Below are 24,104 nucleotides of genomic sequence, written 5' to 3'. Positions count from 1 at the left end.
CGACCATGCCCAAGCCCAATCCGCGCCATCCGAACCATCCGATCCCGAGCGGCGACGTTTTGCGCGCGAAGGGCTGGCGGCAGGAGGCGCTGCTGCGGCTCCTCGAGAACGTTCTGTCGGTCGGCGAGGATCCGGACAATCTCATCGTCTATGCCGCGCTCGGCAAGGCGGCGCGCAACTGGGCGGCGCACAGGGCCATCGTCAAGGCGCTGACGGAGATGGACGAGGACCAGACGCTCATCATCCAGTCCGGCAAGCCGGTCGGCCTGCTGAAGACCCATGCCAAGGCGCCGCTCGTCATCATGGCGAATTGCAACATCGTCGGGCAATGGGCGAAGGCCGAGGTTTTCTACGAGCTCCAGCGCAAGGGGCTGATCTGCTGGGGGGGCCTCACGGCCGGGGCCTGGCAGTATATCGGCAGCCAGGGCGTCATCCAGGGCACCTACGAGATCTTCATGCGCATCGCGGAGAAGCGCTTCGGCGGCAGCCTCGCCGGCCGCTTCATCCTGACGGCCGGCCTCGGCGGCATGGGCGGGGCGCAGCCGCTCGCCGGGCGCATGGCGGGGGCGGCCATCCTCTGCGTCGATATCGATCCGGCGCGCGCGGCGGCGCGCAAGGCCGTCGGCTATCTGGAGCATGTCGCGCCGGATCTCGATACGGCGCTCGGGATGATCGACCAAGCCGTGAAGGAGAAGCGCGCGACCTCGATCGGGCTCGTCGGCAATGCGGCGGAGATCTACCCGGAGATCGCCCGGCGCGGAATCGTGCCCGACATCGTCACCGACCAGACCTCGGCGCACGATCTCGTCTACGGCTATGTGCCGAAGGGCATGAGCCTCGACCAGGTGCGGGGCCTGCGCGACGACGGGCAGGGGCAGTTGATGGCGGCAAGCCGCGCCTCCATCGTCGAGCATGTCTCGGCCATGCTGGAATTCCAGAGGCAGGGCGCCGAGGTGTTCGACAACGGCAACCTGATCCGCACGCAGGCGCGGGAAGGGGGCGTCGCCAATGCCTTCGACATCCCGATCTTCACCGAGGCCTATCTGCGGCCGCTCTTCGCACGGGCCATCGGGCCGTTCCGCTGGATGGCGCTGTCCGGCGCGGAGAGCGACATCGCGCGGATCGACGACCTCGTCCTGGAGATGTTCCCGGACAACGGGATCGTCACCAACTGGATCCGGCTGGCACGGGAAAACGTGCCCTTCGAGGGCCTGCCGGCGCGCATCGCCTGGCTCGGCCACGGCGAGCGCACGGCGCTGGCGCTGGCGGTCAACCGGCTGGTGGCGGCCGGCGAACTGAAGGGGCCGGTCGCCTTTTCGCGCGACCATCTCGATGCCGGGGCCATGGCGCACCCGAACATCATGACCGAGCGCATGAAGGACGGCTCGGACGCCATTGCCGACTGGCCGTTGCTGGACGCCATGCTGCTCTCCTCCTCCATGGCCGATCTCGTCGTCATCCATTCGGGCGGCGGCGGTTATGCGGGCTATATGACGAGCTGCGGCGTGACGCTCGTCGCCGACGGCACGGCGGACGGTGCGGAACGGCTGGAGCACGCCTTGACGAACGACACGTCGCTCGGCGTCATCCGCTATGCCGATGCCGGTTATGACGAATCGCTCGACGAGATCGCGAAGAAGGGCATCGGCTACGTGACGGTGGGCTGATTGCGGCGAGGGGCGATGCTGTTCAAGGCGGACGTACTTGAAAGGATCGGCAGGGGCGAGGTGACGCTCGCCTTCCGCCGCTGGTTGAAGCCGACGGTCAGGGCCGGCGGCACGCTGCGCACCGCCGCGGGCGTGCTCGCCATCGACAGTGTCGAGGCCGCGGATATCAACACTGTTCCCGACGCGGATGTGCAGGCGGCCGGTTATGCCGCGCGGGCCGACCTGCTCGGCGACCTCCGGCCGGAGGGGCAGCTTTACCGGATCGCCTTCCATGTCGCGGGCAGGGACCCGCGGGAAAGCCTGCGTGAAAACGATACGGTCGGTCCGTCCGATATCGCCGCGCTGGACGCCCGGCTGGACGCGCTCGACCGTGTGGCACCGTGGACGCGCGCGGTGCTCGCGATGATCGCGGAAAGGGACGGGCGCACCGCCGCCGACATGGCCGAGCGGCTCGGCGTGGAGAAGCTGGCGCTCAAGCGGAAGATCCGGCAGCTCAAGGAACTGGGGCTGACGGAGAGCCTTGCCGTCGGCTACCGGCTTTCGCCGCGCGGACACGCTTTCGTGAAGGCGAGCCGGCCGGAATCGTGATGCGGGCGGGGCTAACTCCCTGAAATGTCGCTGATGCCGTAAACGTTGCATTTAACATTTCGCGGTAATCTTCCGTTAGTAATTCCGTCCATGTGTCGAAAGGGCGGGGCTTCGGTTTGTTTTGCGTGCGGGTGCCTATGCGTCTTTCGGTCCTTACAACGGTCCTCCTTGCCTGTGCCGCCATGACGGGGTGTGCGTCGAGCTCCAACCCCGTGTCGGCGCTCGCCATCAAGCCGTCCGCGGAGACCACCGCCTCGGTTTCGAAGGCGAGCGGCCCCGTGCCGGAAGTCGCCGTCGGCGAGAGCAAGGTGACGGCGGACGGCGCGGAGATGCTCGCCTGGGCCGGCCCGGCGGCGGGAACCCACGTCTTCGAGAGCGTGACCCAGCAATCGGCCATTCCCGCCGAGCGGCCGGCGGAGGCCGCGACGGCGGAGGAGCCCGCGTCCGAAGGCGGCTCGCGGAAGCGCTCGCGCGTCTACAGCCAGCAGTTCCGCGATGCCAAGCCAATCAATTTCGGCAAGCGCGCCCCCCAGCATTATCAGGTGCACGGCGTCGACGTGTCGCGTTGGCAGGGCGACATCGACTGGACGAAGCTGCGCATGCAGGGCGCCAACTTCGCCTTCATCAAGGCGACGGATGGCGGCGACCATCTCGATCCGATGTTCCAGAAGAACTGGCGCAAGGCCAAGGAAGCCGGCATCAAGCGCGGTGCCTATCACTTCTTCTACTGGTGCCGTGCCGCAAGCTCGCAGGCCGAATGGTTCATCCGCAACGTGCCGAAGGATCCCGACGCGCTGCCGCCGGTCATCGATGCGGAATACAACGGTGAATCGCGCTGCAAGAAGCGCCTGACGCGCGCCCAGTATGTCGAGAAGATCCGCGTCTTCTCCGAGATGCTGGAACGCCATTACGGCAAGCGGCCCATCATCTATACGGCGCCGGATTTCTACGAGGACAATCTTTCCGGCGAACTGACGAACCATCCGTTCTGGCTGCGCTCGGTCGCCGCCCATCCGTCCAAGCGCTATCCGAACCGCCGCTGGGTGTTCTGGCAGTATTCCGGCTCGGGCCTGTCGCATGGCGTCACCGGCAAGATCGACCTCAACGTCTTCTACGGCAGCGTGAACGACTGGCACAACTGGCTTGCCGGCCAGCGCTCGGCCAGCCGCGACTGATTGTCGACGACGGCAGGCGGATGAGCCGGACGATCTATCTCCGCTTCTGCGGATAGATCGTCTCGCCGCGCTTCAGCATCTCCACGAAGGTCTCTATCTTCCGCCTGCGGCCGGCCTCGGTCTTCATCGTGTGGACGCGGAAGGCGAGGGCGAAGCGGTTCTGCTCCGTGAGCCTGCCGAGCATCGCCCTTGCGGCCGGCTCGGCGTCGATCGCGGCCTGCAGGTCCGGCGGAATCTTCATGTCCTTGCCGCTGCCATAGGCCTTGTCCCAGCGGCCATCCGCCTTGGCGGCTTCCACCTGTTTCAGGCCGTGTTCGGTCATTCGCCCGTCCTTAATCAGCCGGCCCACCGTCTCGACGTTCTTCTTGCTCCACACGCTCTTCCTGCCCCGCGGGCTGTAGCGCTGGAAAAAGCTCTTCTCGTCGAGCCCCTTGCGGATGCCGTCGATCCAGCCCCAGCAGAGCACAACCTCGATCGCCTCTTCGGGATTGATGGAGGCAAGGCCGGAGGCGCGCTTGTGGATCCTTATCCAGACCTCGGGCGCCGTGGCGTGGTTTTCCGCCAGCCAGCGATAGAATTCTTCCTGCCCGGGAAATTCGCGGACATGGGCAGGGTTGATTTCCACAGGCGCCATCGTGTTTCCCCCGTTTTCCGGTGAGCCGTGTCCTTCGTGCACTGGCCGCCCGGCCGGGCAGGGACTAATGCCGAAGAAGTGATCCCGATGTTTCTTGCCAGCCCGCCCGCGGTTTGGCTAGCCATCTGACAAACCTTCCTTTTCTTCCCAAGGAGATCGTAAAGAGAATGCCTACGGTGTGCACATTGTCGCGCAGAGCCTTTTTCCTGGGCGCCGCCGCGACGCTTGCGGGATGCGCAACCACGGAAACGTCGGTCAGGAATGCCCCGGTTCCGCAGAAGGTCAGCTATCCGATCGTGCCGGCGAGCGACGAGGAGCTGGCCGCGCGCTACGCCGCCGTCGAGGATGGCGGCCATCTCATCCCCGCCATTCCCTACCGGGAAATCGATCCGAAATACTATCGCCAGCGCGTGAAGGACCCGACCGGCGAGACGCCGGGCACGGTGGTCGTCGATACGCCCGGCCGCTTCCTCTATGTGGTGGAGCCGGGCGGCACGGCGATGCGCTACGGCGTCGGCATCGGCCGCGAGGGTTTCGCCTGGGAGGGCGAGGGCATCATCCACTGGCGCCAGCCCTGGCCGCGCTGGAAGGTGCCGGCCGACATGATCGCGCGCACGCCGAGCCTTGCCAGATATTCCGTCGAGAACGGCGGCATGGAGCCGGGCATCAAGAACCCGCTCGGCGCGCGGGCGCTCTACATCTTCCAGAACGGCAAGGACACGCTCTACCGCCTGCATGGCTCGCCGGAGTGGAAGTCGATCGGCAAGGCGACCTCGTCCGGCTGCGTGCGGCTGATCAACCAGGATGTGCTCGACCTCTACAAGCGCGTGCCCTATCACGCCCGCATCGTCGTGCATCAGGGGGCGATGGCGTCCGTCTGAACCTAAGTGACGGTCTCGCCGCCGTCGACCACGAGAATCTGGCCGGTCATGTAGCTTGACCGGTCGGAGACGAGGAAGAGGATCGGCTCGGCGATCTCCTCCACATCCGCCCAGCGCCCCATCGGCACCTTTTCCCTTATATAGCCTTCGATCGCCTCGCGCCCGCCCATCTGGCTGATGAACGGGGCGTTGAAGGGCGTGTCCACCCAGCCCGGGCAGAGCGCGTTGACGCGGATGCCGTGGCGGGCATAGTCGCCGGCCATCTGCCTGGTCATGGCGATGACGGCGTGTTTCGTCGTCGTATAGGCGATCATCTCGCGGTCGTAGAGCACGCCGGAGGAGGAGGCCGTGTTGAGGATGACGCCCTTGCCCTGCGCCCTCATGGCCGGCATGACGAGGCGGGCGGCGATCAGGTGCGCGCGCACGTTGAGGTTCCAGGAGAGGTCGAGCCCGTCGAGCGGCACGCTTTCCAGATCGCCGGCGACCTGCGCGCCGGCATGGTTGTGCAGGATGTCGATGCGGCCGTGGCGCGACAGCACGGACGCGACCGCCATCTTCAGTTCCACGTCGTCGGTGACGTCGACGATGACGGCCTCGGCCTTGCCGCCGTCGGCGCGGATGAAATCGACGGTCTCGGCCGCGCGTGCCTCGTCGCGGTCGGCGACGCAGACCGTGGCGCCCTCGCGCGCCATGATGCGCGCGCCGGCCCGGCCGATGCCGGAGCCCGCTCCGGTGACGATGGCGACACGGTTCTTCAGGATCATCGGTCTTACTCTCCGGCAGGCGATTTTCGGGTTTTCTCCCGCATCAGCAGGCGGGCGATGAGGATCAGGAGCAGCGAGGCGACCAGCACCATCGTCGCGATGGCGTTCACCTCCGGCGTCACGCCGCGGCGGATCGAGGCGAAGACGTAGATCGGCAGCGTCGTCTTGGAGCCCGCGACGAAGAAAGCCACGATGAAATCATCAAAAGAGAAGGTGAAGGCGAGGAGGAAGCCGGCCAGCACCGAGGGCAGGATCTGCGGCAGCACGATATCGCGGAAGGTGGTGAGCGGCGTCGCGTAGAGATCGGCCGAGGCCTCGACGATGTCGCGCCCGAGCGTCGCGATGCGCGCCTTCACGATCATGGTGACGAGCGCCATGGTGAAAAGGCCGTGCGCGGCGATGATCGAGCCGTAGCCGAGGCCGAGCTGCGGTGGCCTTTCGCCGGGCCAGATGGCGGCGATCGCCGGGTTGATCGCGCCGAAGACGGCGACGAGGGCGACGAGCGTCGCGATGCCGATGACGACGCCCGGCACGACGATGGCGGCGGCGAGCAGGCCGTCGAAGATCGCGCGGGCGCGGCTGCCCAGCCGTTCGAGGCCGAGCGCGGCCATGGTGCCGAAGACGGCGGCGAGCGAGGCGCTGACGAGGGCGATGATCAGGCTGTTCTGCAAGGCCGTGATGAGGAACGGATTGGCGAGCGCCTTGCCGTACCATTCGACGGAAAAGCCGGTGAACTCGCTGGCATTGCGCCCCGCATTGAAGGAGAACAGCACGATGAGCGCGATCGGCGCGTAGAGGAAGAGATAGACGGCGGTGATCAGCGCGCGCATCAGACGAGGTCCACCTGTCTCGTGCCGGAAATTCGCCAGGCGATGCGCATGGCGACCATCAGCACCACGACCACGATGGCGACCAGCGTGACGGCGATGGCCGAGCCGAAGGGCCAGTTGCGCGACTGCAGGAAGAGATCGACCAGCGCATTGCCGATGAAGAAGACCTTGCCGCCGCCGAGGAGCTGCGGGATGAGATATTCGCCGAGTAGCAGGATGGTGACGAGCGCGACGCCCGTCATGACGCCGGGCAGCGACAGCGGCAGGGTGACGGAGAAGAAGGTCGACAGGGGCCTTGCGCCGAGGTCGGCGGAGGCTTCGAGCAGGCGGCGGTCGAGCTTTTCGAGGCTGACATAGATCGGCATGATCATCAGCGGCAGGTAGCCGTAGACGATGCCGAGCAGCACGGCACCGGGCGTGTTGAGCAGGCGCACGTCGGCAATACCGATCATGTCGAGCAGATTGGGAATGCCGCGCGAGCCGAGGATGTACATCCAGGCATAGGTGCGCACGAGCAGGCTCGTCCAGAACGGCACGACGACCAGCGAGACGAGCAGCAGCCGGTGGCGCGGGCTCGCCTTGACGGCGAGGTAATAGGCCGTCGGATAGGCGACGAGAAGGCACAGGAAGGCGCCGGCCGGCGCCAGCATGAGGGTGTTCCAGTAGGCGGCGGACCGGGCCGGCAGGTTGGCATATTGCGCGAAGGTGAACGCCGCCTGGTAGCCGCCCGCCGGCCCTCGTTCGCCGACGGAGAAGACCAGCATGGCGATGAAGGGCAGCACGAGGAAGACGAACAGCCAGGCGGAGGCCGGCGCCAGCAGCGCCGCCGTCACCAGCCGTCTCTTCGTCGTCATCGTCAGGGGCATTGCGGTTGTCCTGTTGCGTATTGGTGGGTTGCCCCTCATCCGGCCTGCCGGCCACCTTCTCCCCGCAGGCGGGGAGAAGGAAATGCGTGGCTGCGTCCCGTTCCCTCTCGAAAGGAATGATGCGGTGCCGCGTACCCCTTCGCCCCGCCTGCGGGGAGAAGGTGGCGGCAGCCGGATGAGGGGCTTTCCGCTAAGCCGACTTGAACCGCGCCATCAGCTCTGCCCGCGCCGGGTCCGTCAGCGTCACGGCGGCGCCGAATTCGAGCGGGGTCAGGGCGGCCTCGTCCGGGTAGACGATCCTGTTGCCGGTGATTTCGGCCGGCAGCAGCGAGAGCACGCGGCTGTCCGTCGTCGGCGCGCCGTTGGCGATGTGCTCCTTCACCGCGTTCTGCGGGTCCATCAGGAAGTTGAGCAGGGCGTAGCCGGCCGGCTTGTTGGCCGCGCTCGTCGGCACCGCGTAGAAATCCGACCAGATCTCGCCGCCGTCGGAGCCGAGCGCGAACTGGATTTCCGGAATGTCGCGGTTGAGCTGCGCGCCGTCATTCGTCCAGCACATGGTCATCCAGGCGTCGGAGGCGCGCATGGAGGGCTGGTAGTCGCTGTTGATGGCGTAGAGATGCGGCTTGACCCTGATCAGCAGCTCCTCGGCCTTGGCCAGTTCCTCGGGCTTGACCGAATTGAAGGAGAAGCCGAGCGAGACGAGGGCGTTGCCGATCGTGGTGAGCTGGTAGTCGTGCACCATGGCCCGGCCGTCCGCCTCGGTCATGGCGACCTCGAAGAATTCCTTCCAACTCGTCACCTTCGCCTTCACCTTGTCGGCATTGACGGCGATGCCCGTCGTGCCCCAGTTCTTCGGCAGCGCATAGATCTTGCCGTCGACCGTGCCCTCGTTGGTGAAGCGGGTGTTCTGGGTGCCGGGGTCGAAGTTCGGCACCTTGGCAAGGTCGAGCGGGTCGATCAGGGCGAGGCCGGCATAGGTGGAGATCGTGTAGTTGGTCGGCACGAAGAGATCCCAGCCGGTGCCGCCGGCCTGGAGCTTGGCCAGCATCTCCTCGTTCGAGCCGAAGACGTTGACCTCGACGGCGACGCCCGTCGCGGCGGTGAAGGCCTCGAAGGTCGCCGGGTCGTGGTAGTTCGGCCAGGTGGCGAGCGACATGGCGGAGCCGAGGTCTTCCTGGGCGTGTGCCTCGCCGGTGAAGAGCCCGGGCTGGCGCGCCAGCACGGCGGCGGCAAGGCCGAGGCCGGTGACGGCGAGGAAGTGGCGGCGCGTGACGGAGCCGCGCTTCAGCCGCATGAACTCGTCCGTCAGTTCCCGAGCGCTGATCGGGGCATTCTCTCTGAACCATTTCGACATGATGCTGTTCCCCTGTTGGGCCTGTTTCCCTCAGGCCGGAAAGATATGCGTCTGGCCGGGATCGAAGCTTATGGCGACCCGTTCGCCCGGCGCGACGAGGTCGTTTTGCGATTGGCTGTGGCGTTCGGCGGTGACGAGCAGGTCGCCGAGCCCATCGACGGCGACGGAATATTCGGCGGCCGAGCCGAGGAAGATGCGATGCGTGACCGTGCCTTCCAGCGTGGTCGCGCCGGCCGCGCCGCGCGAAAGGCGGATCGCCTCCGGGCGGAGCGCGACCGTGACCGCGCCCGGCGCAAGATCGGCGCGCGCGGCGGGCAGGGCCGCGCCATTGCCGAGGCGCACGGTGCCGCCGGTTTCCAGCGTGCCGGCAAAACGGTTCGTCTTGCCGACGAAATCGGCCACGAAGAGATCGGCAGGCCGGTCGTAGACCTCCTGCGGCGTCGCGAGCTGGCGGATGCGGCCGGCGCTCATCACGCAGACGAGGTCGCTCATCGACAGCGCCTCCTCCTGGTCGTGCGTGACGAGCACGAAGGTGATGCCGAGATCGCGCTGCAGCGTCTGCAACTCGATCTGCATGGCGGTGCGCAGCTTCTTGTCGAGCGCGGCGAGCGGCTCGTCGAGCAGGAGCACGGAGGGCTTGTTGACGAGCGCGCGGGCGAGCGCCACGCGCTGCTGCTGGCCGCCGGACATTTCGTGGATGCGGCGCCGGGCGAAACCGGTGAGGCGCACCATTTCCAGCGCCTCGCCGACGCGGCGGGCGATCTCCGCCGCCGGCAGCCTCGGGCGCAACTGCCTCAGCCCGTAAGCGACGTTCCTCTCCACGTCGAAATGCGGGAAGAGGGCATAGTGCTGGAAGACCATGTTGACGGGGCGGCGATAGGCCGGAACGCCGTTGGCGACCTTTCCGGCGATCAGCACCTCGCCCTCGCTCGGCTGCTCGAAGCCGCCGATCATGCGAAGACAGGTGGTCTTGCCGCAGCCGGACGGGCCGAGAAGCGCGACGAAGGCGCCCTTCGGCACGGAAAGATTGATGTCGGAGACCGCGGTCACCGCGCCATAGCGCTTGGTCACCGAACGGAACTCGATGTCGTTCGTTGGGGCGGATGTCACGTCTGTTCCCTGCGGTTGTTGGTCTCTTGGCGATCTCTGCCGCCCTGGCCACCGTCGAGGGAGATGCTAGTCAGCAGCCGATGGGTGGTATATACCCCGAGAGAGGTATTTTATCCGTAAATCGGCTGTGGAAGGAGTATATCCGGCGGCAGTCCATTCCGGCTGCCGCGGGGGAAATCGGGGGAGCAGCGGCGCCATGCGGGTCGATTTCACGGCACTTTTTCGCACCCTGGCCGACTGGGCCGGCGCACCGGAGAGCTCCGACCGGCAGACCGGAGAGACCCTGCTTGCGATGATGCGGGCGCTGGTGCGCTTCGACGACATCGTCATCTTCGCCTATCACGAGAAGGCGCGGCCGATCGACCTCTTCAGCACCTTCGATGCGGACGACCACCACGTCTTCGTGACGCTCTACCAGGCCGGGCCCTACCTGCTCGATCCGTTCTACCGCACGACGCGCGCCGGTCGCGCCGGCATCTTCCGCATGCGGGAGCTGGCGCCGGACCGGTTCTTCTCCAGCGAATATTTCCGCACCTATTATTCGCAGACCCGGCTTGCCGAGGAGATCGGTTTCTTCGTGCCGGTGGAGGATGGCGTGACGGTGGTGGTCTCGCTGATGCGGCGCGAGAAGACCGGCGTCTTCCCCGCCCCGGAATTCGCCCTGCTCGGCGACGCCGAGCCCTTCGTCGCCGCCGTGGTGCGTCGCGCCTGGAGCGGGCTTGCCGGGCGCTTCGCGGAGACGGGCCAGGGGCGGGGGCGACGGAGCGAACCCTTGAGCGCGGCCGACAGGGTGTGGCGCAAGCTGAACCTGACGGACCGCGAGGCCTCGATCATCGAACTCGTCCTGCAGGGGCATTCGTCGGAATCGATCGGCCTGAAGCTCGATATCTCCACCGGAACGGTGAAGGTCCACCGCCGCAACGTCTACCGCAAGCTCGGCATCTCCTCGCAGATACAATTGCTGTCGATCTACCTGAAGAATCTTCAGTCTTAGAGTGCCTGCCAAAACCTCGCGGGGTCGGCTTGCCGGTGCTTTTTGCCTTCGCGTCGTCGCCAATCCTCCGCCCGGAAGTTTTGTCAGGCGCTCTTAGGCTGGGCAGCAACCGCATCGGCCGATAGGCGGGAAAGCGCCTCACCCCCCACCGTCATCCTCGGGCTTGACCCGAGGATCCATGCCACGCGTGAAGATGTGCCTTGGTGAGTGGACCCTCGGGTCAAGCCCGAGGGTGACGATGGAGAGGGCAGAGACAGAAGCAGCGGCAGGGGCGGAAGCACGGCCCCAGGCGGGAGCGAAGGAGGCTTGTGGGTACGTGGCTCCGTCTAATCTTTTCAAAGGCTTGCTATATCCTCCTGAAAGATCGATTCCGCTGCTTGAGACAGTGATTCAAGCGACCGTCGCCAGCGCCACCTGCGCCCGTGCGTCGAGAATCTGGCGGGCGGCGTTGGCGGCTTCCTTACCCTTGAGCACGAAGTGGTCGCGGAAGAAGGCGATGTGGGCTTCCGATTCCTGGAAATTGTGCGGCGTCAGCACCGCCGAAAGCACCGGCACGTCCGTGTCGAGGCCGACGCGCACGAGGGCGTCGACGACGGTGCCGGCGACGAAATCGTGGCGGTAGATGCCGCCGTCGACGACGAGCGCGACGCCGAGGATGGCGGCGTAGCGGCCGGTGCGGGCGAGGAGCCGGGCGTGCAGCGGGATTTCGAGCGCGCCGGGCACGTCGATGATGTCGACCTCTTCGGCGCGGCCGCCGAGCGCCGTCCATTCGGCGACGAAGGAATCGACCGCCTGGTCGACGATGCCGGCGTGCCAGCGGGCACGGATGACGGCGATGCGGGCGGCGGGGGTGGCATTCACATTCATGTCTAGGCCTTTCAAGGGTTGAGCCATTTTGCAACGGTCCCCTTGGGCGAACACGCAGGACGCGACCCCGCCGCTGACGGCGGGTGGCTCCTGCTTGCTCTCTTCCATCCGGACTGTGACCGTCGGCTCCGGCATCGCACCGGATCTGCTGACCCTTGCCTTTGGGGCAAGGCGCTCGCGGGCTCCGGGTTTTGACGCCCGATACCGCCGGTGGGGAGTTTCACCCCGCCCTGAGAACGATGGGAGACTAGCCGGCGAAAGCCCGCAGATCAAATCCGCGGGCGACGCAAAAGACGCAATTCACGACAGATTTTTCCAAAGCGCGACCGAAGCTTGGAAAACTTCTTCGCGGCCGGGCCGGAACGCTCAGTCGCGGATGACCAGCAGATCGCCGGCCGTGAAGCGCAGCGTGACCGTCTCGCCGACCGTCGGGGGCACGAGGCCGGGGCTGTTGAACATGTCGAAGGAAATGATGCTTTCGCCGACCTTCATGCGCGTGCGGATGACCGAGCCGAGGAAGTTCGAGGAGACGACCTCGCCCGTCAGCGCCGTGTCGCCCTTGGCGTCGGGGGCGATGGAACCGGCCTCCGGGCGCAGCGCCAGCGAGACGGTGTCGCCGGCCTTCGCATTGCCGAGCGGCTCGCGCAGCGTCACGCCCTGGTCGCCGATCGAGATGCGGTTGGCGGCGGGGTCGACGACCTTCGCCTCGATGAGGTTCAGCGTGCCGACGAAGCCCGCGACGAAGCGGGTGGCGGGGCGGTTGTAGATGTCCGCGGGCTTGCCGATCTGGTCCGCCTTGCCGGCATTCATCACGACGATGCGGTCGGAGATCGACAGGGCCTCTTCCTGGTCATGGGTGACGAAGACCGTGGTGATGCCGAGCTGCTGCTGGATCTGCCGGATTTCCTCGCGCAGCGACACGCGGATCTTGGCGTCGAGGGCGGAGAGCGGTTCGTCGAGCAGGAGGACCTGGGGCTTAGGCGCCAGCGCCCGGGCGAGCGCCACGCGCTGCTGCTGGCCGCCGGACATCTGGTAGGGGTAGCGGTCGGCGAGGTGGTCGAGCTTGATGAGGCCGAGCATCTCCTTCACGCGCGCGTCGATCTCGGCCTTCGGCCGGCCGGCGACCTTGAGGCCGAAGGCGACGTTTTCGGCGACGTTCATGTTCGGGAAGAGGGCATAGGCCTGGAACACCATGCCGATATTGCGCTGGTTGGGGCGCAGGTTCTGCTGGCTCTTGCCGTCGATGGTGATCGCGCCGCCCGAGGGCGTCTCGAAGCCGGCGATCATGCGCAGCACCGTGGTCTTGCCGCAGCCCGACGGGCCGAGGAACGAGATGAACTCGCCCTTTTCGATCGACATGTTGAAATCCTTGACCACCTGAACGGGGCCGAAGGACTTCTGGAGGCTGGTGAGGGTGAGAAAGCTCATGGAAAATCCTTAAGTCGCGCTCTGCGCGCCCTTCTGGAAACGGGAAACAAGCTGGATCAGGCCGAGGCAGCCCCAGGTCAGCGCGAAGGACATGACCGCGAGCGCAGCCGGCTCGTAGGCGCGGTTGGCGCCGAGCAACTGCATGTAGGGGCCGAAGGCCGGGCGGTTGAGCAGGGCGGCCATGGTGAATTCGCCGATGACGATGGCGAAGGTGAGGAAGGCGCCCGACAGCACCGCGACCAGCACGTTCGGCAGGATGATCTTCGCGAGGATCGTCGTCCAGCCGGCGCCGAGGCTCTGGGCCGCTTCCGTCAGCGTTGCGATGTCGATGGAACGCAGGCCCGTGTCGACGGAGCGGTACATGTAGGGCAGCGCCAGCGTTGCATAGCCGAACATCAAGAGGATGTTCGTGCCGGTGATCGAACCGGTCAGCGGCAGCCAGCTCGACGTGTTGTAGAGCCTGATGTAGCCGAAGACGATGACGATGGCCGGGATGACGAGCGGCAGCAGCGTGACGAATTCGATATAGGGGCGCAGGCCCGGCAGCTTCAGCCGCACCCAGTAGGCGGTCGGCACCACGAGCAGCACGCCGAAGACGATGGTCGCGAGCGCCATCAGGATCGAATAGGTGAAGGTCTGCTGGAAGCGCGGATCGCCGAGCACGACGGCATAGGCATCGAGCGAATAGACGCCGCGGCGCATCTTCAGGGAGAAGTTGGTCATGCCGATGAGTGGCAGGATGAAATAGAGCAGCCCGAAGATGAGGGCGCCCCAGGCCCAGAACTTCTTCATTTCAGCCACCTTTCACTGCGGGCGCGCAGCCAGATGTAGATCGTGTTGGCGATGCCCGTCACGACGATCATGCCGAAGGCGAGCGCATAGCCGAGATGCGGATTGCCCAGCACGTCGCCGCGGATCTGCGCGAAGAGCAGGATCGGCACGATGGAGAGCGAGGAGCCGGTGAGGGCGATGGCGGTGGCGACGGCCCCGAAGGCGTTCGCAAAGAGCAGCGCCAGCGTGCCGAGGAAGGAGGGCAGCAGGATCGGGAAGGCGACCAGGCGCCAGTACTGCGCGTTCGTCGCGCCGAGGATCTGCGCCGCTTCCCGCCATTCGCGCTTCAGGCCGTCGAGCGCGGGCGTGATAATGAGGATCATCAGCGGGATCTGGAAGAACAGATAGGTGATCGTCAGGCCCCAGAAGGACAGGATGTTGAAGCCGAGCGCGCGCAGGTCGATGCCGAGCTGGCTCTTCAGGAACACCGTGATGAGGCCGACCGGGCCGAGCGTCGCGAGAAAGGCGAAGGCGAGCGGCACGCCGGCGAAGTTGGAGGCGACGCCGGAAAAGGTCAGGAGCGGTCCGCGGATCCATTTCGGCAGGCCGCCGAGCACCGCGGCGGATGCGACGGAAAAGCCGATCAGGCAGCCGAGAAGCGCCGAGGCGATGGAGATCTTGATCGAGATCCAGTAGGCCGAGAGGATGGAGGTGGTGAACAGGCCCCGGATGTTGTCGAGCGTGAAGCTGCCCTCCGGCGTCTGAAAGGCGCCGATGACGATGCGCATCGTCGGCATGATCAGGAACAACAGGACGAAGATCGCGAACGGCACGGCGCCGAGCCAGTGCAGCGGGAGGCGGAAGGGCGCCCGCGCGGGGGGCGGTGCTGCTGAGCTGTCTGATGACATTAAGTTGGCCTCATGGGGTTGCCGTCATTGGCACACCGCAATCGTCGCCCCGGCCGTGCAGCCGGGGCGACGGGGATGTCGTTTACTGCACGTTGGCGCCGACCACGGAATCCCAGGCGCCGGTCACGGCCGCCTTGTTGGCGTCGACTTCCTCGAGCGTCGGGAAGTAGGCCTTTTCATAGGATTCTGCCGGCGGCAGCGCGTCGATAAGGTCCTGCGGAACCTTGCCGGCCTTGACCATGGCGTTGAAGCGCGCCGGATGGCAATAGCCCTTCAGCCAGCCGAGCTGACCTTCGTCGGAATAGAGGTGCTCCATCCACAGCTTGGCGGCGTTCGGGTGCGGCGCATAGGCCGAAATGGCCTGGACGTAGACGCCGGCGAGAACGCCCTTCTCCGGAACGACGACTTCCGTCGGCGGGTTGCCGTTGAGGGTCTTGGCCCAGCCGAGGGCGTTGTAGTCCCAGGCGATGACGATCGGGGTGGAACCCTGCGCCAGCGTACCGGACTTGCCGATGACCGGAACGAAGTTGCCGGCCTTGTTCAGCTCGGCAAAGTAGGCAAGGCCCGCTTCACCGGCTTCCTTGCCGGACTTGGCATCCTTGGCGAGACCGGCGGCGAGAACGCCGAGGATCGCCTGGTTGGAGGCGCGCGGGTCGCCGGCAAGCGCGACCTGGCCGGCATATTCCGGCTTCAGGAGGTCCGCCCAGTCCTTCGGCGTGTTCTCGACGAGGTCCTTGTTCACGAGGAAGGACATCACGCCGTAATAGTCGCCATACCAGTAGCCTTCGGCGTCCTTGATGGTGTCCGGGATCTCGTCCCAGGTGGAGACCTTGTAGGGCTGCAGCAGGCCTTCGGCCTTGGCGGACGGGCCGAAGGCGAGGCCGACGTCGATCACGTCGGGCGACTGCGGGCCCGTATTGTCCTTGTTGGCCTTGATGGCTTCGATCTCGTCGGCCGAGCCGGCGTCCGGGTTCAGTTCGTTGACCTGGATTTCCGGATACTTGGCCTTGAAGGAGGCGATGACGTCGCCATAGCCGCACCAGTCGTGCGGCAGTGCGATCGTCGTCAGCATGCCTTCCTTCTTGGCGGCTTCGATCAGTTCGGCGCTCGGCTCGGCGAAGGCGAGCGAGGGGACGGCAATCGCCAGCGCGGTGGAGAGCGAAAGCAGACGTTTCGTATGTGACATCACGGGTGTTCTCCTTTTGTGAGTCAGTCAACTTCGGCGAAGCTGATACTGGCGGCAGATGAAGCTTATGTGACAGTTTTATTTCGTTTTTTTCGGATGTCTATCAGGGTTTGCCGGGAACCTCCGGCCGGGGCTTGCGGAAAAGCCGGCTGGCCTCGAAGAGGCCCTCCAGCGTCTTCATTCGGCCGCTGGTTTCCTCCCAGCCCGAACTCTGGACGGCTTCGATCAGCGCCTCAACGATGAACAGCGTCACGACGGACGAGTCCCAGGCCGACGGCGCCTCGATATGCACGCGAAAGACCTTCGCCGCGACCTTGGCGACGGGCGAGGCCCACTGGTCGGTGAAGAGCACGATCTCCACGCCGCGCTCGCGCGCGACGCGGCCCAGCGTCTCCATCTCCTGCTCGTAGCGGCGGATGTCGAAGATGACGAGCACGTCGCCGGCCTTCATGTTCAAGACGTAGTGCGGCCAGGAACTGGGATTGGCGGCGATCTGCGTGACGTTCGGGCGGATGACCTGGAGATGGGTGAAGAGGTAGTCGGCCAGCGCCTTCGTGATGCGCCCGCCGATGATGTAGATGCTACGCTGGCGGTCGGCGAGGAGGGCGCTGGCGCTGTCGAAGTCGGCGGTCTCGACCTGCGAGAGCGTCTGGCGCAGGTTGGTCATGATCGCGTCGGCGAAGCGGTTGAGGATATGCGTGCCGGGCGCCCTGGCCGCCCAGCGGTCGTGCTTGCTGATCGGGCTCGACAGGGTGGCTTCCAGCTCGTGGTGCAGGCGGGCCTGGAAATCCGGGAAGCCGCGAAATCCCAGCTTCTGCACCATGCGGGCGACCGTCGGCGTCGACACGCCGGCGTTTTCCGCCACCGTCGTGATGCTGCCGAGGCCGGAGACGGGATAGTTGTCGAGCAATGACGTGGCCAGCTGCTTTTCGGCGCGCGTCAACGCGTCGAAATGGGCACTGATCACATCCGACACCGTCATGGATGCTTGGTTGAGTGTCAAATTGTTCCCCTGCGCTCCGGTCTTCGCCGGAGTTCGGGAAATTAAACATCGCTGTCACAATTCGAGTCAAATGTTTTTTTGAAGAGATTTTTTCAATACCCCGTTGACAGCGGCAAGACTGTGAAGAATTCTCTTCATTAACGATAAGAGCCGGTCGAGGGGATCAGGCTGATGGGAATTCTGACTGGAGAGGAGGGCGACCCCGTCGCCCTGGAGAATAGTATTGCCCGCGGCCCGGTCATCCTGGTCTGCGAGCATGCTTCCCGCCTGCTTCCGAAGGCGCTCGGTACGCTCGGCCTCACCGAGGAGGCGCTTGAAAGCCATATAGCCTGGGATCCGGGCGCGCTCGCCGTTGCGCGCCTGATGGCGGAAAGCCTGGATGCGACGCTGGTTTTCCAGCGTTTCTCGCGCCTCGTCTACGATTGCAACCGCCCGCCGGAATCGCCGGCCGCCATGCCGGAAAAGAGCGAGGTCTTCGCGGTTCCCGGCAATGCCGGCCTCGACCAGGCAGCGCGCGATGCCCGCACCGAGGCGCTCTACCTGCCGTTCCGCGACAGGCTGTCCGGCCTGGTGAAGGGCCGGATCGCAGAGGGCAGGGCGCCGGTCATCGTCACCATGCACAGTTTCACGCCGGTCTATTTCGGCAAGCCGCGCGCCGTCGAGATCGGCATCCTGCACGACGCCGACACGCGCCTTGCCGACGCCATGCTGGCCGCGGCCGGCAGCGCCGGCCCCTACGACATCCGCCGCAACGAACCCTATGGACCGGAAGACGGCGTGACGCATACGCTGAAGGAGCACGGCCTTGCCAACGGCCTTGCCAATGTGATGATCGAGGTCCGCAACGACCTCATAAAAGACGAAGCCGGCCAAGGGGTCGTGGCCGGCTATCTGGCGGGACTGCTCGAAAAGAGCCTTCCGGCAATCCAATGACAAGACCCCGGGGAACGGCATCCGTGGAGACGGACAAGACCATAAACAGGAGAGGCCAAGCGGATGCTTGCGTTGTTACACGAGGGGTGTGGCCCGGTTGAGAAGACCGCCGTCGGTGGAGGTCGGGGCCATGCCTGATGTCATCAAGACCTATGTTCGCTTCGTCGACACGTTCAACCGGCGTGTCGGCCTTTTTGCGATGTACCTGATCTTCGCGATGTTCGCGATCCTGCTGTATTCCTCCGTCTCGAAGGCCTTCCACCTGCCGGCGAACTGGACGCTGGAATCGGCGCAGTTCACCATGGCGGCCTACTACATGCTCGGCGGCGCCTTCGCCATGCAGACCGGCGACCATGTGCGCATGGACCTGTTCTACGGCACCTGGTCGGTGCGCAAGCGTGCGATCTTCGACACGGTCACGGCCGTCGCGCTGATCGTGTTCCTGGGCTTCATGCTCTATGGCGGCATCACCAGCACGACCTACGCCATCCAGTTCAAGGAAAAGAGCTTTACCGCCTGGGCGCCCTACATGGCGCCGATCAAGATCGTCATGACCTTCGGCGTCTTGATGATGCTCGCGCAGGCCATCTCCTCGCTCTTCAAGGACATCGCCGAGCTGCGGGGAAGGCCCATCGCATGAGTTATGAATTCATCGCTATAACGATGTTCGCCGGCATGATGGTGCTGCTGCTCACCGGGCAGCGCGTCTTTGCCGTCATCGGTTTCGTCGGCGTGGTCGCGGCCTTCCTGCTGTGGGGCACGGGGGGCTCGGAAATGGGCTTCGCCTCGGCCATGAAGCTCGTCAAATGGTACCCGATGCTGACGGTGCCGATGTTCGTCTTCATGGGCTACATGCTGTCGGAATCGGGCATCGCCGAGGACATGTACAAGGCGATCCACGTCTGGATGGGGCCGATCAACGGCGGCCTTGCGCTCGGCACGGTCGGCCTCATGGTCATCATCTCCGCCATGAACGGCCTGTCGGTCGCCGGCATGGCCATCGGCGCCACCATCGCGCTGCCCGAGTTGCTGCGCCGCGGCTACGACAAGGTCATGATGACGGGCGTCGTGCAGGGCGGCTCGACGCTCGGCATCCTCCTGCCGCCGAGCGTCGTGCTCGTGCTCTACGGCATGATCGCCCGCGTGCCGGTCGGCCAGCTCTGGCTCGCCGGCGTGTTCCCCGGCCTGATGATGGCGGCGCTGATGGCGATCTACGTCTATGTGCGCTGCCGGATCAACCCGTCGCTCGGCCCGGCCCTGCCGGTCGAGGAGCGCAACGTGCCGTTGCGCGAGAAAGTGGCGCTCCTGTCTGCCGGCATCGTGCCGCTCGGCATCTTCGTGCTGATGATGTGGCTGTTCCTCAGCGGCATTGCGAGCCTGGTGGAAAGCTCCGCCATCGGCGCCATCTGCTCGGCGCTGGTCGCCTGGTGGCGCGGCCGCCTCAGCGTGCGGCTGTGGAACGACGTCTTGCAGAAGACGCTCGGCATCACCTGCATGTTCATGTGGATCCTCATCGCCTCGCTCTGCTTCGGCGCCGTCTTCGACGGTCTCGGCGCGGTCAAGTCGATCGAGCGCTTCTTCCTGGGCGACCTCGGCCTCGAACCCTGGCAGGTTCTGGTGCTGATGCAGATCTCGTTCCTCGTCATGGGCATGTTCCTCGACGACACGGCCATGCTCGTCATCGTCGCGCCGCTCTACATCCCGCTGGTGCAGAAGCTCGGCTTCGACCTCGTCTGGTACGGCATCCTCTACACGATCACCTGCCAGATCGCCTACATCACCCCGCCCTTCGGCTACAACCTGTTCATGATGCGGGCGATGGCGCCGCCCGAGATCGGCATGCGGGACATCTACCGCTCGATCTGGCCCTTCGTCGGCATCATGCTGGCGAGTCTGATCATCATCGGCGTTTTCCCGGAAATCGCGACGTGGCTGCCGAACAACTACTACGCCAAGTGAGGAACTGGCCGGCGGCAAAGGCCGCCGGCATCAAGGAGCAATGAGGCCGACAGAAGAAGAAATGATCGACCGACCGGGATGAACGGCCGTTCCCGGCAAAAGCGAGACGTTTAACCAGAGGGATAGAGATATGACCAACAGACGGCAATTTCTGACACGCGCCGGGGCAGTCACGATCGGGGCCGGTGCCGCCACGCTTTCCGCCCCCGCCATCGTGAAGGCGCAGACCGCCATCAAGTGGCGCTTCCAGACCTATGCGGGCGCCGCGCTCGGCGAGCACGTCACCAAGCCGATCGTCGATGCGATCAACGCCGCCGCCAAGGGCGAACTGGAGATCGAGCTCTATTTCTCCGACCAGATCGTGCCGACGGGTGAATTGTTCCGCGCGCTCCAGGCCGGCACGATCGACGCCGTGCATTCGGACGACGATTCCATGGCGTCCCCGGCGGACGTCGCCACCTTCGGCGGCTACTTCCCGCTCGCCACCAAGCAGATCCTCGACGTGCCGGTGCTCTTCAAGCAGTACGGCCTCGCCGAGATCTGGAAGTCGTCCTACGAGAAGGTCGGCGGCGTCGTGTGGCTCTCCTCCTCCGGGCAGGACCCGTGCCACTTCAACACCAAGAAGCCGATCACCTCCGTCAAGGATCTCGAAGGCCTACGCCTCTACACCTTCCCGACGGCCGGCCGCTTCCTCAGCCAGTTCGGCGTCGTGCCGGTGACGATCCCCTATGAAGACGCGCAGGTCGCCGTGCAGACCGGCGAACTCGACGGCATGGCCTGGTCGGGCATCACCGAGGACTACACGGTCGGCTGGGCCGACGTGACGGACCACTTCCTGACCAACAACATCTCGGGCGCCTGGATCGGCTCCTTCTTCGTCAACGAGCAGAAGTGGGCGGAACTGCCGGACCACCTGAAGAAGCTGGTCATGACGGCCATCGAGGCCGGCAACAACTACCGCGACCAGTGGTACTGGGGCGGTGAGGCCAAGCTGCGCGCCGAAGGCACCAAGCTGAAGCTCACCAGCATCCCGACCGAGGAATGGAAGGTCGTCGAGGATGCGGCGAAGGTGTTCTGGAAGGAGATCGCCGGCCAGAGCGAGACGGCCGCCAAGGTCGTGAAGATCTTCGAGGACTACAACGCCATCATCACCAAGGCCGGCCCGCCCTACGTCAACGGCTGACCGCATCCAGTCCCTTCGGACCGGGCCGGCAAGGCCCGGTCCGGCATGAACGCAGCAACCCCCAGGACCGCCACCGATGACCATGACCTATAGTTTTGACGACCTGAAGAAGGATGTGGCCGAGGGCCGCATCGATACCGTTCTGGCATGCCTCGTCGACATGCAGGGGCGCCTGATGGGCAAGCGTTTCCACGCGCAGTATTTCATCGACAGCGCTTATGAAGAGACGCATAGCTGCAATTACCTGCTGGCGACCGACATGGAGATGGAGACCGTTTCGGGTTACAAGTCGACGAGCTGGGCCGCCGGCTATGGCGACTACACGATGAAGCCTGACCTTGCGACGCTGCGCAAGCTGCCCTGGCTCGAAGGCACGGCGCTGGTGCTCTGCGACGTGCTCGACCACCACACCCATGCCGAGGTTCCGCATTCGCCGCGCGCCGTGCTGAAGAAGCAGGTCAAGCGGCTGGAGGCCCTGGGCCTGAAGCCCTTCATGGCGAGCGAGCTCGAATTCTACCTGTTCGACCAGACCTTCGACGATGCGCGCGAGAGCGGCTACCGCGACCTGCGCACGGCGTCCGGCTACAACGAGGACTACCACATCTTCCAGACCACCAAGGAAGAGGATGTCATGCGGGCGCTGCGCAACGGCTTGCAGGGCGCCGGCATTCCGGTCGAGAATTCCAAGGGCGAGGCCTCGCCTGGCCAGGAGGAGATCAACGTGCGGTATGCCGAGGCGCTGACCATGGCTGACCGGCATTCGATCATCAAGAACGCCACCAAGGAGATCGCCTGGCAGCGCGGCAAGGCCGTTACCTTCCTCGCCAAGTGGAACTACAACCTGGCCGGCTCCTCCTCGCATATCCACCAGTCGCTGTGGAGCCTCGACGGCAAGGAGCCGAAGTTCTTCGACAGGGACGGCAAGTACGGCATGTCGGAGCTGATGCGCATGTATGTGGCGGGCCTGCTCGCCCATGCCAGCGAGATCACCTATTTCCTCGCGCCCTACATCAATTCCTACAAGCGCTTCGTCGCCGGCACCTTCGCGCCGACCAAGGCGATCTGGAGCAAGGACAACCGCACCGCCGGGTATCGCCTGTGCGGCGAGGGCACCAAGGGCATCCGCATCGAATGCCGCGTCGGCGGCTCCGACCTCAACCCCTATCTCGCCATGGCGGCGCTGCTGGCGGCCGGCATGGCCGGCATCGAGCAGAAGCTGGAGCTGGAGGCGCCCTTCGAGGGCGACGCCTATGGCGGCAAGGACATCCGCGAGATCCCCAAGACCCTGCGCGGCGCGGCCGCCGCGCTGAAGGAATCCGACATGCTGCGCGAGGCCTTCGGCGACGACGTCGTCGACCACTATGTGCGCGCGGCCGAATGGGAGCAGGAAGAATACGACCGCCGCATCACCGACTGGGAGGTGGCGCGCGGCTTCGAGAGGGCGTAGAAGCGTGTGCAGATTTGCCCCTCACCCCGCCCTCTCCCCGCAAGCGGGGAGAGGGAGACGAGACGGCGCGGCAAATCCCTTCTCCCCGCTTGCGGGCAGAAGGTGCCGGCAGGCGGATGAGGGGCGGCATCTGCGCCAGAACTGAAATTCCGAATAGAACCAACAGGAAGTCGATCATGACTGTGATCAAATGCATATCCCCCGTGGACGGCTCGGTCTATGCCGAGCGCGAGGCGATGCCGCTGGCGGCCGCGCAAGAGGCCGTCGCCCGTGCGAAGAAGGCGCAGAAGGCCTGGGCCAGGCGCCCGCTCGAAGAGCGCGTCCAGCTCGTCCTCAAGGGCGTTGCCCGCGTCAACGAGATGGCCGACGAGATCGTGCCGGAAATCGCCTGGCAGATGGGCCGCCCGGTCCGTTACGGCGGCGAGTTCAAGGGCTTCAACGAGCGTTCCAACTATGTCGCCGAGATCGCCGGCTCGTCGCTGGCGCCGATCGTCATCGAGAACAGCGAGCGTTTCGAGCGCCGCATCGAGCGCGAGCCGCATGGCGTCGTCTTCGTCATCGCGCCGTGGAACTACCCCTACATGACCGCGATCAACACGGTCGCGCCGGCGCTGATGGCCGGCAATGTCGTCATCATCAAGCACGCCGCCCAGACCTTGCTCGTCGGCGAACGGCTGGTGCGCGCCTTCAACGAGGCGGGCGTGCCGGAGGATGTCTTCCAGAACGTCTTCCTCGACCATGACACGACCTCGGCGCTGATTGCCGGCAACGCGTTCGACTTCGTCAACTTCACCGGTTCGGTCGAAGGCGGCCGGTCGATCGAGCGCGCGGCGGCCGGCACCTTCACGCCGGTCGGCCTCGAACTCGGCGGCAAGGATCCGGGTTACGTCATGGAAGACGCCGACCTCGATGCCGCCGTCGACACGCTGATGGACGGCGCGACCTACAATTCCGGCCAGTGCTGCTGCGGCATCGAGCGCATCTACGTCAACGAGAAGCTCTACGACGCCTTCGTGGAAAAGTCGGTCGCCTGGGTGTCCAACTACAAGCTCGGCAATCCGCTCGATCCGGAAACCACCCTCGGCCCGATGGCGCACAAGCGTTTCGCCGCCACCGTGCGTTCGCAGATCGCCGATGCGGTCGCGAAGGGCGCCAGGGCGCTGGTCGATCCCAAGCTCTTCCCGGCCGATGACGGCGGCGCCTATGTCGCCCCGCAGATCCTCGTCGATGTCGACCATTCGATGGAGTTCATGACCGAGGAGACCTTCGGCCCCGCCGTCGGCATCATGAAGGTCAAGAGCGACGAAGAAGCGCTCGCCCTGATGAACGATTGCAAATACGGCCTCACCGTCTCGCTCTGGACGAAGGACGCGGACCGCGCGGCGAACATCGCCCACGACCTTGAGACCGGCACCGTCTTCATGAACCGCGCCGACTATCTCGACCCGGCGCTCTGCTGGACGGGCGTCAAGGAAACGGGCCGCGGCGGCTCGCTCTCCGTCATCGGCTTCCACAATCTCACCCGACCGAAGTCCTACCATTTCAGGAAAGCTTGA

At 65.4% G+C, this 24,104-nt stretch carries 23 protein-coding genes and 1 riboswitch; of the genes, 11 read left to right on the top strand and 12 right to left on the bottom strand.

Annotation, left to right across the window (positions count from 1 at the left end; all coding sequences use genetic code 11):
* Positions 1-5: 5 nt before the first annotated feature.
* From shn_RS12055 to shn_RS12045, 3 genes are all read left to right on the top strand, one after another.
* Positions 6-1,667, top strand: coding sequence for a urocanate hydratase (locus shn_RS12055; protein ID WP_064330620.1), 1,662 nt, complete (start codon positions 6-8; stop codon positions 1,665-1,667).
* Between the two features lie 15 nt (positions 1,668-1,682).
* Entirely contained in the window at positions 1,683-2,255 is a 573-nt protein-coding gene (locus tag shn_RS12050) for a helix-turn-helix domain-containing protein (RefSeq protein ID WP_064330619.1), read from the top strand.
* A gap of 137 nt (positions 2,256-2,392) precedes the next feature.
* Positions 2,393-3,430 carry a GH25 family lysozyme gene (locus tag shn_RS12045; protein WP_064330618.1) on the top strand — a complete coding sequence of 346 codons (1,038 nt, stop codon included), beginning with the start codon at positions 2,393-2,395 and terminating at the stop codon, positions 3,428-3,430.
* Between the two features lie 34 nt (positions 3,431-3,464).
* On the opposite strand, the gene shn_RS12040 is transcribed toward shn_RS12045, so the two are convergent.
* On the bottom strand, positions 3,465-4,064 hold the full coding sequence (locus tag shn_RS12040) for a YdeI family protein (protein ID WP_064330617.1): 600 nt from the start codon (positions 4,062-4,064) through the stop codon (positions 3,465-3,467).
* 167 nt (positions 4,065-4,231) lie between these two features.
* Here shn_RS12040 and shn_RS12035 point away from each other — a divergent pair, with 167 nt between their 5' ends.
* Positions 4,232-4,945: a L,D-transpeptidase gene (locus shn_RS12035; RefSeq protein ID WP_064330616.1), complete on the top strand. Its 714-nt coding sequence runs from the start codon at positions 4,232-4,234 to the stop codon at positions 4,943-4,945.
* Between the two features lie 2 nt (positions 4,946-4,947).
* Here shn_RS12035 and shn_RS12030 read toward each other — a convergent pair whose 3' ends face one another.
* The 5 genes from shn_RS12030 to shn_RS12010 all read right to left on the bottom strand — a co-directional run bounded on the left by shn_RS12030 (position 4,948) and on the right by shn_RS12010 (position 9,869).
* Positions 4,948-5,709: an SDR family NAD(P)-dependent oxidoreductase gene (locus shn_RS12030; RefSeq protein ID WP_064330615.1), complete on the bottom strand. Its 762-nt coding sequence runs from the start codon at positions 5,707-5,709 to the stop codon at positions 4,948-4,950.
* Between the two features lie 5 nt (positions 5,710-5,714).
* The gene (locus tag shn_RS12025; RefSeq protein ID WP_064330614.1) at positions 5,715-6,539 is read right to left on the bottom strand and encodes an ABC transporter permease; all 825 of its coding nucleotides are present in this window, start codon (positions 6,537-6,539) and stop codon (positions 5,715-5,717) included.
* On the bottom strand, positions 6,539-7,405 hold the full coding sequence (locus shn_RS12020) for an ABC transporter permease (protein WP_064330613.1): 867 nt from the start codon (positions 7,403-7,405) through the stop codon (positions 6,539-6,541). Before shn_RS12020 ends, shn_RS12025 begins: the two co-directional genes overlap by 1 nt.
* Positions 7,406-7,595: 190 nt before the next feature.
* Positions 7,596-8,759: a spermidine/putrescine ABC transporter substrate-binding protein gene (locus tag shn_RS12015; RefSeq protein ID WP_064330612.1), complete on the bottom strand. Its 1,164-nt coding sequence runs from the start codon at positions 8,757-8,759 to the stop codon at positions 7,596-7,598.
* Between the two features lie 30 nt (positions 8,760-8,789).
* A complete protein-coding gene (locus tag shn_RS12010; protein WP_064330611.1) occupies positions 8,790-9,869 on the bottom strand; it encodes an ABC transporter ATP-binding protein in 1,080 nt (359 codons plus the stop codon).
* Positions 9,870-10,065: 196 nt separating this feature from the next.
* Between shn_RS12010 and shn_RS12005 the strand changes: the two genes are divergently transcribed.
* Positions 10,066-10,863, top strand: coding sequence for a helix-turn-helix transcriptional regulator (locus tag shn_RS12005; protein WP_064330610.1), 798 nt, complete (start codon positions 10,066-10,068; stop codon positions 10,861-10,863).
* A gap of 390 nt (positions 10,864-11,253) precedes the next feature.
* Here the strand turns inward: shn_RS12005 and shn_RS12000 are convergent, their stop codons facing one another.
* From shn_RS12000 to shn_RS11975, 6 genes are all read right to left on the bottom strand, one after another.
* Positions 11,254-11,730, bottom strand: a complete 477-nt coding sequence (locus shn_RS12000) for a 6,7-dimethyl-8-ribityllumazine synthase (RefSeq protein ID WP_064330609.1) — start codon at positions 11,728-11,730, stop codon at positions 11,254-11,256.
* A gap of 92 nt (positions 11,731-11,822) precedes the next feature.
* A riboswitch (FMN riboswitch) is annotated at positions 11,823-11,972 on the bottom strand.
* Positions 11,973-12,096: 124 nt separating this feature from the next.
* Complete coding sequence (locus tag shn_RS11995) at positions 12,097-13,158, bottom strand: ABC transporter ATP-binding protein (RefSeq protein WP_064330608.1); 1,062 nt, start codon at positions 13,156-13,158, stop codon at positions 12,097-12,099.
* A 9-nt stretch (positions 13,159-13,167) separates the two neighbouring features.
* Positions 13,168-13,950, bottom strand: coding sequence for an iron ABC transporter permease (locus tag shn_RS11990; RefSeq protein ID WP_064330607.1), 783 nt, complete (start codon positions 13,948-13,950; stop codon positions 13,168-13,170).
* Positions 13,947-14,837 carry an ABC transporter permease subunit gene (locus shn_RS11985; RefSeq protein WP_064330606.1) on the bottom strand — a complete coding sequence of 297 codons (891 nt, stop codon included), beginning with the start codon at positions 14,835-14,837 and terminating at the stop codon, positions 13,947-13,949. The genes shn_RS11990 and shn_RS11985 overlap by 4 nt, the downstream gene beginning before the upstream one ends.
* A gap of 82 nt (positions 14,838-14,919) precedes the next feature.
* Positions 14,920-16,026 carry an ABC transporter substrate-binding protein gene (locus shn_RS11980; RefSeq protein ID WP_064330605.1) on the bottom strand — a complete coding sequence of 369 codons (1,107 nt, stop codon included), beginning with the start codon at positions 16,024-16,026 and terminating at the stop codon, positions 14,920-14,922.
* Between the two features lie 100 nt (positions 16,027-16,126).
* Positions 16,127-17,005: a MurR/RpiR family transcriptional regulator gene (locus shn_RS11975; protein WP_064330604.1), complete on the bottom strand. Its 879-nt coding sequence runs from the start codon at positions 17,003-17,005 to the stop codon at positions 16,127-16,129.
* Between the two features lie 192 nt (positions 17,006-17,197).
* On the opposite strand from shn_RS11975, the gene shn_RS11970 reads away from it, so the two are divergent.
* From shn_RS11970 to shn_RS11945, 6 genes are all read left to right on the top strand, one after another.
* Positions 17,198-17,959 (top strand): N-formylglutamate amidohydrolase, encoded by a 762-nt coding sequence (locus shn_RS11970; protein WP_168168906.1) that lies wholly within the window; start codon positions 17,198-17,200, stop codon positions 17,957-17,959.
* A gap of 130 nt (positions 17,960-18,089) precedes the next feature.
* The gene (locus tag shn_RS11965) at positions 18,090-18,599 is read left to right on the top strand and encodes a TRAP transporter small permease subunit (RefSeq protein WP_064332567.1); all 510 of its coding nucleotides are present in this window, start codon (positions 18,090-18,092) and stop codon (positions 18,597-18,599) included.
* On the top strand, positions 18,596-19,918 hold the full coding sequence (locus shn_RS11960; protein WP_064330602.1) for a TRAP transporter large permease subunit: 1,323 nt from the start codon (positions 18,596-18,598) through the stop codon (positions 19,916-19,918). Before shn_RS11965 ends, shn_RS11960 begins: the two co-directional genes overlap by 4 nt.
* 130 nt (positions 19,919-20,048) lie before the next feature.
* Positions 20,049-21,101, top strand: coding sequence for a TRAP transporter substrate-binding protein (locus shn_RS11955; RefSeq protein WP_064330601.1), 1,053 nt, complete (start codon positions 20,049-20,051; stop codon positions 21,099-21,101).
* 82 nt (positions 21,102-21,183) lie between these two features.
* Positions 21,184-22,548 (top strand): glutamine synthetase family protein, encoded by a 1,365-nt coding sequence (locus shn_RS11950; RefSeq protein ID WP_133033058.1) that lies wholly within the window; start codon positions 21,184-21,186, stop codon positions 22,546-22,548.
* 176 nt (positions 22,549-22,724) lie between these two features.
* On the top strand, positions 22,725-24,104 hold the full coding sequence (locus shn_RS11945; RefSeq protein WP_064330599.1) for an aldehyde dehydrogenase family protein: 1,380 nt from the start codon (positions 22,725-22,727) through the stop codon (positions 24,102-24,104).

Origin of the sequence: Shinella sp. HZN7 (genome assembly GCF_001652565.1) — a bacterium.
In the GTDB taxonomy this organism is placed as follows: domain Bacteria; phylum Pseudomonadota; class Alphaproteobacteria; order Rhizobiales; family Rhizobiaceae; genus Shinella; species Shinella granuli.
This window is presented reverse-complemented; position numbering and strand designations above follow the sequence as displayed.